5 protein-coding genes are annotated in these 7,349 nt (G+C 54.6%); all 5 read right to left on the bottom strand.

The window, feature by feature from the left end:
* Positions 1 to 304 precede the first annotated feature (304 nt).
* Positions 305 to 718 carry a GtrA family protein gene (locus GSQ95_RS15470; protein WP_158895737.1) on the bottom strand — a complete coding sequence of 138 codons (414 nt, stop codon included), beginning with the start codon at positions 716 to 718 and terminating at the stop codon, positions 305 to 307.
* Positions 715 to 1,701 (bottom strand): glycosyltransferase family 2 protein, encoded by a 987-nt coding sequence (locus GSQ95_RS15465; protein WP_158895739.1) that lies wholly within the window; start codon positions 1,699 to 1,701, stop codon positions 715 to 717. Before GSQ95_RS15465 ends, GSQ95_RS15470 begins: the two co-directional genes overlap by 4 nt.
* A gap of 169 nt (positions 1,702 to 1,870) precedes the next feature.
* The gene (locus GSQ95_RS15460) at positions 1,871 to 3,262 is read right to left on the bottom strand and encodes a TolC family outer membrane protein (RefSeq protein WP_256664600.1); all 1,392 of its coding nucleotides are present in this window, start codon (positions 3,260 to 3,262) and stop codon (positions 1,871 to 1,873) included.
* A 7-nt stretch (positions 3,263 to 3,269) separates the two neighbouring features.
* The gene (locus GSQ95_RS15455; protein WP_158895741.1) at positions 3,270 to 4,589 is read right to left on the bottom strand and encodes an HlyD family type I secretion periplasmic adaptor subunit; all 1,320 of its coding nucleotides are present in this window, start codon (positions 4,587 to 4,589) and stop codon (positions 3,270 to 3,272) included.
* Complete coding sequence (locus GSQ95_RS15450; protein ID WP_158895745.1) at positions 4,586 to 6,352, bottom strand: type I secretion system permease/ATPase; 1,767 nt, start codon at positions 6,350 to 6,352, stop codon at positions 4,586 to 4,588. Before GSQ95_RS15450 ends, GSQ95_RS15455 begins: the two co-directional genes overlap by 4 nt.
* Positions 6,353 to 7,349 lie beyond the last annotated feature (997 nt).

Below are 7,349 nucleotides of genomic sequence, written 5' to 3'. Positions count from 1 at the left end.
AGATGTGTATAAGAGACAGGTGTAGAATCAGTGTAGCCGATGGAATTACCTAATTCGAGGCCAAAACCAGGGTTTAGGCCAATAGGAAAACTCCAAGGCGCCTGCTGAAAAAACGCCAGCCCAAATAGTACTGGGCAAAGTTACCTGCGTGCAACCAGCCAATGTTGGGAGGATCAAGTACGCGGGGACCGAGTATTGCCAGGAAGGCGAGTACGCCAGGTCGCCCAAGCTAAGTCCCTACCAACCGCGATTCCGCGCGTGAGCTTCAATCTGACATCTTACTTTCCTAAAGAGTGAATCGTACTCACGCCTTGAAGCCCCAAAGCCGGCTTGCTAGAAAGGACAGCACCGGCACGATGAGAACGGCAATCAGCGCGCAAGTGGTACTTTCAAAGGTGGTCCAGCGCAACAGCAACGCAAGCAAAGCACTGTTAACCAAGAAACCACCTACCGCTATTAGAAAGAAGCGCACAATGGCGCGACTTACGCCGACTGAACTGCGGAAAGTCCAAAGGTAATGCCCGCAGAAGGACACGCCGAAGGCGCACAGGAAGGCCAGCAGATTAGCTAGCAACGGTGCCAAGCCAGCTCGAATCAACAGGGTGATAATGGCAAGGTGCACAGCTGTGGCCGCGAGTCCTACTAAACCAAAGCGACTCGCTACCAATAGCTCGCCAAAGGCGCGTCCCCCGCGCAGTGCCTTGAGCTTGGTGATCATGGCTCAGCCTGATCGGTCACTGTGTAATTCTTGCGCACCACATAGACCGGGCGGCGCTTGGCTTCGAGGTAGGTTCGCCCCAGATACTCGCCAAGAATGCCGATTCCCATGAGCTGCAGACCGCCCAAGAAAGTGACCGAGACGATGATGGAGGCATAACCGGGCACATCCACCCCCTTGATCAACACTTTCAGGGCGATGGATATGGCAAACAAAAAGGACACCAGGGAAACAGCTGATCCCAGGTAGGTCCATACCCTCAAGGGATCAGTGCTGAAGCTGGTGACGCCTTCCAAGGCAAAATTCCATAGCCGCCAGCCGTTGAACTTGGTCGAGCCGGCGACCCGCTCAGGACGAGCATAGTCCACGTAGGCGGTGCGGAAGCCTACCCAGGCGAACAATCCCTTCATAAAGCGGCGCGACTCCGGCAGTTCCTTGAGCGCTTCCACCACGCAGTGATCCATGAGGCGGAAATCGCCGACATTCTCCGGTAACTGGGGATTGGCGATCTTGTTGTGCAGACGGTAGAACCAATTGGCCGAGGTACGCTTGGCCCAGGAGTCCGAGTCGCGATTCAGGCGTCGTCCTAGAACGACTTCATAGCCCTCGCGCCATTTGGCAATCATCTCTAGGATCACCTCGGGTGGATCCTGGAGATCGACGTCAATCGGCACGACCAGCTGACCGCGGGCCTCTTCGAGACCCGCGGTCATGGCCGCTTCCTTGCCAAAGTTGCGGCTAAGATCCAGCACTCGGATTCGTCGCTCACGCCGCTGGCATTCCAACAGCGTCTGCAAGGTCGCATCGGTACTGCCATCGTTGATGAACAGAAACTCGAGCTCGATTCCAGCCTGTGTCGCGAAGACGGCCCCTGCTCGCTCCAGGAAGAAAGGAATGGCTTCCGTCTCGTTAAATACCGGTATTACGAGGGTTAATAGCACCGGCGTGTCCGTGGCGCGTGGCCCGAGGTCGTAGCTGTTCAACCTATCTCCTTCGGACTAGACCAGGCTTCGGCTGATAACACAGCGAACCTGTCTATCTCGTAGTGAAATACTACAGGGCAATTCTTTCAGATAGAAAAGCGTCTGCCTCCCTAATAGGTGGCAGACGCTGGGGGGGTGGGGCGCGGATGCAAACCCTATTGCCTTCCACTCATCCTTTGACGACCTCTCCCTCCTTCACCCCGGTCTTACGCTCTTCACCGGGGGTAGGCACAGCCAGCCAACCGTTGATCTTCTGGATATCGGTATCTCGGAAGCCACCACTCCAGCGCAGCAGCACCAACTGATTGGTGACGAAGTCGTATTGCGCCTGCAGATAGTCTCGCCGTGCGCTGTATTCCTGCTGCACCGCGTTGAGCACATCCACAGCGGTCGCTACGCCCAGGCTGAGCGATCGCTCACTGGCGGCGCGGGACTTGATCGCCGAGTCCAGGGCATTACGCGAAGAGCCAACCTTGGCCAAATCCGCAGCGCTATTCATGTAGGCCGTACGCGTTTCCTTCACCACCTGACGGCGGATCGACTCGTATTCTTGCTCGGCGGCGTCGCGCGAGCCATAGGAGCTGGCGACACGGGCGGTGGTCGAGCCGCCGCTATAGAGCGGTATCTGCACGCTGATCGTGGCTGAGTAGGTATTGATCGCGGATGAGGCAATGACATTGTCATAGGCAAAGTCGCTGCGTTGGGCGCCGAGGTTGAAGCTCAGGGTCGGCAGATGGCCAGCCTTAGCCTCGGAGATACCATAGTTGGCGGCGTCCACGGCGCGCTGCTTGGCCTCAAGCGCAGGGTTGTTCGCCACGGCCGAATTGACCCACTGCTCTTCGTCACCTTGCGGCATGGCCAGCTGGGCTTTTTCGTTGAGGCGCTTGAGCGGCTGATAGACCGGACGGCCGATCAGTTCGCCCAGGGCCTCGCGGGTCACCTGGATCTGGTTGCGTGCCTCGATCTCCTGAGTTTTCAGGCTATCCACCTTGGCGGATATCTGCAGGACGTCGGTAACGGTACTCATTTGCTTGTCAAACAGCGCCTGGGCACGATCCAGGTTGCGCTGCGTCGCCTTGCGCTCGGCAGTGACCAGCTCGAGCGTATCTTCAGCTGCCAACGCGGCGAAATAGCGTTGTACGAGGTCCGCGGCCGACTGGGTCTTGGCATCCTCGTATTGGGCACGGTACTGCTCGGTCAGCTGCTCATAGCGTTTGAAACCGCGCCAGGCCGCGGCGTTGTAGAGGGCCTGGCTCAGGCTCAGGTTGTAGCTTTCGCCGTTGTAGTTGAGGGTCTGCATACCCTCCTCACGCCGTACTCGACTGGTCGAGGCTCCGCCGCTCAACTGCGGCAGCACCTGGCCGAAGGCGGAGCGCCCCTGGCCCTCCAGGTTTTTCACCTCAGCCTCGGCACCACGAATACGTGGATCCGACACAGCGCTATCCTGATAAAGCTTCCAAAGATCCACATAATCCTGTGGTTGGGATGTGGCGACTGTCTGCGCCTGCGCCCAGTGACAGCAACCTAGCAATACCGCCAACGTGATGAATTTGCCTTTCATAGCTGCCCTACTCCTCGATCAACGAGCGAGCCATGGCATTGCGCGCTGGCTTGAGCAGGTATTGCAGCATGGTGCGCGAACCGGTGTTGATCAGCACGTCGGCAGGCATGCCCGCGACCAGTTCCCGGTGGCCCATATCTTTCTTACCCTGGTCGGTCAGCTTTACCCGGCCCAGGTAGTAAGGCGTACCGTCGCGCTCGTTGATAATCCGGTCCGCTGACACATAGACCAATTCGCCTTCGATGATGGGCGTGGTGGCGTTACTGAAGGCACTGAAACGAACCTCGGCCTTGGTTCCCAATTCTACCCGGTCGATATCCTTGGGCTCGATGTGTACTTCGACGATGAGCTTGGCGGCATCTGGCACGATATCGAGCAGATTGGTGCCCGATTGCACGACGCCTCCGATGGTATGTACAGCCAGATTCATCACCATACCGCTAACGGGTGCCTTGACCTCGGTACGGTTGAACTTGTCCTGCAAGGCGCCTACCCGCTCGCGCGCCTCGTAGATTCGCGACTGAGCGTCAGCCAGCCGGCTGGCCACGTCGGACTTGAATTTCTGAGTGGTCTGCAGGATCTGCAGCCGCGTCTCGCCGATCTGGACCTTGGCCCGGGCGATAGCGGAGCGCTGATCAGCGATCTCCGCCTGCAGACGGGAGAGATTGCGCTCCTGGTCACGAAGACGCTCGTTGCTGACGAAGCCCTCCTTCAGCAACCCGGTAAGATCCTTGATCTCGCTGGCATAGGATTTGGCCAGACTCTCCTTGCTAGCGATCACCTCGTTGTAGCCCCGAATCTGCTGTTCGAGTTCTGCGGCGCGATTCTTCAGAACGTCGATTTCACCACGGCGCGCATCGCGACCGGCCAGGAAGATCTGCCGTTCACTGGCGCGAGCTTCTTGCACACGTTTGTCTGCGGTTGGAAAGTCACTCGCGCCGAGGATGATGTCATTGACGCCGTCCCGCTCGGCGATGAGCCGGGCCTCCTGCGCTTGGGCGGCGATCAGCTGACCACGGGTCGCCTCCAGTTCCGAACCCGCTTGGGTACTGTCCAGGACAATCAGCACGTCCCCAGCCTTGACGTCGTCGCCGTCGTGTACCCGCACCTCGCGGACGATACCGCCTTCCAGGTGTTGGACCGACTTGCGGTAGCTGTCTACCGCCACCAAACCTGGGGCAAAGGCCGCGCTGTTGAGCGGCGCCAGGGCTGCCCAGCCACCGCCAATACCGAATACAGCAAAGAGAATGATAAGACCCAATCGGCGCACGGGAGCATCGTTGACCTTTAGTCCTGCGGCCTCAGCCTCCTTGTAAACGTCTTTCATGCGGGCGCTCCTTCTGCACTACCAGGCTTGGGCGGCAAGGGAGTAACCGAACTGGGATTAGCCACTGGCTGCGGACCACCTGACTGCTGCGCCTTGAGTTGGGCGAGTACCTGATCCCGGGCTCCAGACATCGCGATCTGGCCTTCGCTCAGCACTAGGAGGTTATCGACATAGGCCAGAGCGCTGACCCTGTGTGTAATCATGAAAAGCGTGGTGCCCTTCTGCTTAAGTTTGATGAGAGCCTCACCTAGCGCACGCTCACCGACGTCGTCCAGATTGGAATTAGGCTCATCAAGGATGACCAGTTTGGGATCACCGTAGATGGCGCGTGCGAGCCCTATCCGCTGACGCTGCCCGCCGGACAGCGCACCTCCGTGCGCACCGATCACGGTGTCATAGCCCTGGGGTAGACGGAGGATCATTTCGTGAACGCCGGCAATCTGCGCGGCTTCGACCACTTTTGCTGCATCTACCTCGCCAAAGCGGGCTATGTTCTCAGCGATGGAACCTTCGAAGAGTTCGATGTCTTGAGGTAGATAACCGAGATACGGGCCCACGGCAGCACGATCCAGATGGAACATGTCTGCACCATCCAGACGCACCTTGCCACTTTGCGCAGGCCAGATTCCGAGAAGCGCGCGTGCGAGAGTCGATTTACCGGCAGCGCTCGCCCCGAGCACGCCGACAGAGACGCCAGGCGGCGCGCGGAAACTGATGCCCTTGATGACGGGAGCATGGGCACCAGGGGGCGTGACAACGATCTGCTCCACGGAAAGATCCCCTTTCGGAATAGGCAACGGCATGCGTTCAGAGTCCGCAGGTATCTGCCGAAGCACCTCATTCAAACGAGCGTACTGCCCACGAGCAGCGACGAAGCCTCGCCAATTTCCGATCATCTGATCGATAGGAGCCAGAGCACGACCGACGAGAATGGAGGCTGCAGTCATCAAGCCGGGAGTGATTTCGTTGTTGATAACTAGATAGGCACCTAACCCCAATACGAAAGATTGAAGTAGGAGCCGCCATGTACGCGAAGCATTTGATACAGCACCACCTTTTTCGCTAGCGCGAGCCTGCAAAGAAAGTACTTTGTACCCACGAATCTTCCACCGCTTAAGCAAGTTGGGCAGCATGCCCATAGAATTAATTACTTCAGCATTGCGCAAGCTGGAATTCACCATATTTAGAGCGGCGCTATTCTCGCGGTTTGCTTCGAGCAACTGCTTGCTGGTTGCCCATTCGTTAGCTATTGCAAACGCAATTGCGACTAACGAACCTATGACTGTCAGCCAACCGAACCACGGATGAAAATAAAACATCAGCCCTATATATACAGGGATCCAAGGAATATCAAAAAATGCGAATAATCCGCTTCCTGTAAGGAATTGTCTCAAGCCTGAGAGATCACTTATGGGCTGCGCTGAAATGCCTAATCCATTAGTAAACAGGGACTGATTGAAACTCGCGTTAAAGACGCGCTCACTGAGCATCAAATCCAAGCGAGTGGATATACGGATCATCATCCGCGAGCGGATCCACTCTATCACTCCATACACCGACATCAAAATCACCACTATCAATGTCAGCATAATCAATGTCGTAACGCTTTTACTACTGACAACGCGATCGTAAACCTCCAGCATGTAAAAAGATGGAACCAATAAAAGAAGATTTACGAATAAACTGAAAAAACCAACATACAAGAAGCTTATCTTCGACGATAGTAAAGCATTCTTGAGCTCTGTCTTAGGTTTTTTGCTCATCATACACCAAGTAGGCTACGCGTAAAAAATCACATGAGTTAAAAGATCTATCTTTTTTCCAAAAGTAACCCAAGGAAAAAACGTAACTAAGCATGCCAAAAATAAATTCCATAGTCTATCGGAGAATTCCAGCGCTCCAAGCTTACTACGCGGAAAAGATCTGACTGCTGATGTAGCTTTTCCTACCTGTCGGAAATCGAACTGCAGCAGAACGGCATAACCGATACAGCATACTTCAAATATAAGCACTTTACACTTTTCTTGGAGAAAGAGCATTCAACAGACCGGACCTCGCTTGCAGAAAGATTTTTCCTCATATAGACCAAAACTGTTTACTGCAATGCAATGTAGATATGAACCTAACTACACATCGTAGAAAGCAATCATAATAATCTTAAAGCGACGGGTCGTGATGATGAGCATATGCTCGATGCCAAAATTTTCTTTGAAATACTCGTAATCATACGCTTCGGACGCTCCCCCCTTGATTCGATAATGATGTAGCAACCTTATAATAGCTACGATCAAAGAAATAGCTAAATTCACCAGACACGCCTTCCAGCACTATAAGCATACTGGTAAAAAGCCAATCGAATGGTCCCGAATAGCTTCTCAAATCAAAATTTTAAGTACATGGCTGTTGCATTGATCTCCAATGCTGAAAACTTTGGTTCATCCGCTGAGATAGGAAAAACTTTTCCAAGAAAACTCTTCAACCACTAATTTATATATTCTTGATCTTAGCGAAGCTGCCTGCAATAGCTGCTAGCTCTCCCCCGCCTGTTACCACGCTTACACCGGTCAAGTTGTTAAACGGACCATGGCGTCTTGTGGCCTACTCAAAAGCTTCTAATATAGATTATCAAGATATTTTCTTTAGCGAGCTGATCGCTCATCTATCTTCCCTCAAAGAAAATAGTTACAGGCTTTTCCCACCCTAGGACTTGTCTGAAAAGTCGTGTTTGCTAGCCTGTTCCTGTGATGGCAATGGAGACAG

The organism is Pseudomonas sp. BAV 4579 (assembly GCF_009765395.1).
In the GTDB taxonomy this organism is placed as follows: domain Bacteria; phylum Pseudomonadota; class Gammaproteobacteria; order Pseudomonadales; family Pseudomonadaceae; genus Chryseomonas; species Chryseomonas aestiva.
This window is presented reverse-complemented; position numbering and strand designations above follow the sequence as displayed.